This is a genomic window from Kribbella sp. NPDC048915 (assembly GCF_040649595.1).
Taxonomy (GTDB): Bacteria; Actinomycetota; Actinomycetes; order Propionibacteriales; family Kribbellaceae; genus Kribbella.
Window position 1 is genome coordinate 1 of the sequence record NZ_JBEZFT010000013.1, and the last position, 2,720, is coordinate 2,720.

General features: G+C 68.3%; 2 protein-coding genes and 1 pseudogene. 2 read left to right on the forward strand and 1 reads right to left on the reverse strand.

Annotated elements, in window-relative coordinates; all coding sequences use genetic code 11:
* Window positions 1–335, forward strand: a pseudogene (locus AB0B82_RS09775) (hypothetical protein); the annotation flags it as partial.
* Window positions 336–601: 266 nt separating this feature from the next.
* On the opposite strand, the gene AB0B82_RS09780 reads toward AB0B82_RS09775, so the two are convergent.
* Window positions 602–1,486 carry a LysR family transcriptional regulator ArgP gene (locus AB0B82_RS09780; RefSeq protein WP_360164590.1) on the reverse strand — a complete coding sequence of 295 codons (885 nt, stop codon included), beginning with the start codon at window positions 1,484–1,486 and terminating at the stop codon, window positions 602–604.
* Between the two features lie 73 nt (window positions 1,487–1,559).
* Here AB0B82_RS09780 and AB0B82_RS09785 point away from each other — a divergent pair, with 73 nt between their 5' ends.
* Entirely contained in the window at window positions 1,560–2,156 is a 597-nt protein-coding gene (locus tag AB0B82_RS09785) for a LysE/ArgO family amino acid transporter (protein WP_360164592.1), read from the forward strand.
* The last annotated feature ends 564 nt before the right edge of the window (window positions 2,157–2,720 follow it).

The window sequence follows — 2,720 nt, forward strand, 5'->3', positions numbered from 1 at the left end:
CCTCGCCCACGACCCACCCACCCCGCAAGCCCAAGCGATCCTGCACGCCCTCGGCATCGACCCGAACTGACACACCCCAGTGGCACGACTCAGGTCAGGCGACTGACGCGCTCGGGCTCAAGGGCGGCTGGATGAGCTACTTCGGCTGCCGCGCAGCACCCCTCGGCGCGGTCGGTCCGGAGCTCGTCGCGGCGGTGTTCTACAACTTCCACCCGGCGATGGTCGCGCGGGCGATCCTGGACGCGTGGACGTACGCCACCCCGGCACAGCTCCTCGTCGCGCGGCTTCGGGCTGTGCACAACGCCGTACAGCGGTTGTTCAGCTCTGGTGACTGATGTGTGGGTGGGCAGATGTGGTGCGGCGGGGTTCGGCCGGATGGCTCCCGGGCGGAGGGATATCCGCGCATGTTGGATCGCACGCTCCACCACGGCCGGGGTCACCCGCGAGACACGACAAACGCGCTGGCGGACGCCGGTTGGCGAGCATTGGGTGACGAGTTGTGTACCGAATTGCACGACCTGGTACGGCCGTTGAGCGCGCGGCTGATGGCGGACGGGCTGATCCCGGCCGACAATCCGATGGGCCTGCGCTGGTCCTGAGCCTACTTCCGCAGGCCGGCCTCGGCTGCCCGTAGTACGGCGGCGGTGAGGGCGTCGAGCACGTCCGACTCGAGTTTCCAGTGCTGCCAGTACAGCGGAACGTCGATGTATTTGCCCGGGGCAACTTCGACGAGGCGGCCGGCCGCCAGCTCGGCGTCGGCGACCTGGTCCTCGATCATCCCCCAGCCGAGCCCGATCCGGACCGCTTCGTGGAACGGCGCCGACGCCGGGATCGCGTGCGACGGCGGATCCAGCTTCCGCCGGGTCACCTTGCGGACCAGGCGGTGCTGCAGCACGTCCTTCTCGTTGAACACCACCATCGGCGCCTCGACGAGGGCCTCCGGCAGCGATTTGCCGCGCAGCCAGCGTTCGGCGTACTCCGGGGTGGCGAGCGGGAGGTAGCGCATCTTTCCCAGCCGTACGACGCGGCAGCCCTGGACGGGACGCGGATCGGCCGTGACCGCGGCGAGCACCGTGCCGTTGCGCAGATACTCCGCCGAGTGCTCCTCGTCCTCCTGGTGGACCTGGAACCTGGCGTCGTGGGTCCGGGACAGGTCGAGCATCGCGGGCAGGAACCAGTTGTTGAGCGAGTCCGCATTCACCGCGATCGGAATCCGCTGCGCGTCGACCGTGCCGCGGACGGCCGCGATCGCCTCACGCTCCAGCAGCGCGACCTGGCGGGCCAACCTGAGCAGCGCCGCGCCGGCTGCGGTCGGGCGGGCCGGCTTGCCGCGCATCACCACCACCTGACCGAGGCGGCTCTCCAAGGCCTTGATCCGCTGGCTGACCGCGGACGGCGTCACCTGCAGCCGGCGCGCGGCCGCATCGAAGCTCCCGCCGTCGACCACGGCGACGAACGTCTCGAGTTGCGCGGAGTCGAACTGCATGATGAAGCAATCCTAATGCCACGTCAGAATCTTTAGCTGGTTTGAATCCAGTCGGCTGCTTACCGTCGAAGACATGCCACTCCTTGCCGGGTTCGCCACCGCGCTGTCGCTGATCGTCGCGATCGGCGCGCAGAACGCGTTCGTCCTGCGCCAAGGCCTGCGCCGCGAGCACGTCCTGCCCGTGGTCCTGACCTGTGCGCTCTCCGACGCACTGCTGATCTCGAGCGGCATCCTCGGCCTCGGCGCACTCCTCACCCGCAACGAGATCGCGCTCAGCATCGCGAAGTACGGCGGTGCAGCCTTTCTCTACGCCTACGCGCTCCTGGCCGCCAAGCGCGCGTTCAAACCCGGCTCGATCATCCCCGCGGACCACGCACCTGCGGCGTTGCGCAGCGTCGTAGTCGCCTGCCTCGGCTTCACGTACCTCAACCCGCACGTCTACCTCGACACCGTCGTCCTGCTCGGCTCCCTGGCCAACCAGCAAGGCACCAACACCCGCTGGCTCTACGGCCTCGGCGCCGTCACCGCCAGCTTCACCTGGTTCTTCTCCCTGGGCTTCTTCGCCCGCAAACTCTCCCCCATGTTCGCCCGGCCCCGCGCCTGGCAACTCCTCGACACCACCATCGCCCTCCTGATGACCAGCCTCGCCACCTGGCTACTCCTCGCCTGATCTCCACACCCGCCGAAGTCCCCTAGCACCGGCGAAGATGAGCAGCTCCGGTGGATGCGCACAGCCCAACGGGCAGACCGGTTTGGACAGCCAACGGTGGGGTTGGGCAGGCTACGGTGGGATTGCACAGGCAACGGTGGGGTTGCACAGGCAACGGTGGGGTTGCACAGGCACCGGTGGGATTGCACAGGCAACGGTGGGATTGCACAGGCACCGGCGGGCTTGAACAGGCAATAACAGGTGCACCGGCCCCGTTTCCTGTTCACAGCCGCACAAGGTGACAGTGGTGCGCGACGGCACGGAAGTGCGTTCGTGACCGGCACGGGAAGGGCGCGTGGTGCCGTTCGTCCGGGGAGTCCGGCACGCCGTACCTCGGCAAGCCGCGGGCTTGAACAAGCAACGGCGGGCGCCAACAGGCAATAACAGGTGCACTCCCACCGTCTCCTGTTCACAGCCGCAACAGGTGGTACGCGACGGACACGGAAGGGCGTTCGTGACCGGCACGGGAAGGGCGCGCGTGCCGTTCGTCCGGGGAGTCCGGCACGCCGTACCTCGGCAAGCCGA

Excerpts from the sequence above, each read along its gene's own strand:
- AB0B82_RS09785 (WP_360164592.1), top strand. The coding sequence starts at position 1,560 with ATGCCACTCCTTGCCGGGTTCGCCACCGCGCTGTCGCTGATCGTCGCG.
- AB0B82_RS09780 (WP_360164590.1), bottom strand. The coding sequence starts at position 1,486 with ATGCAGTTCGACTCCGCGCAACTCGAGACGTTCGTCGCCGTGGTCGAC.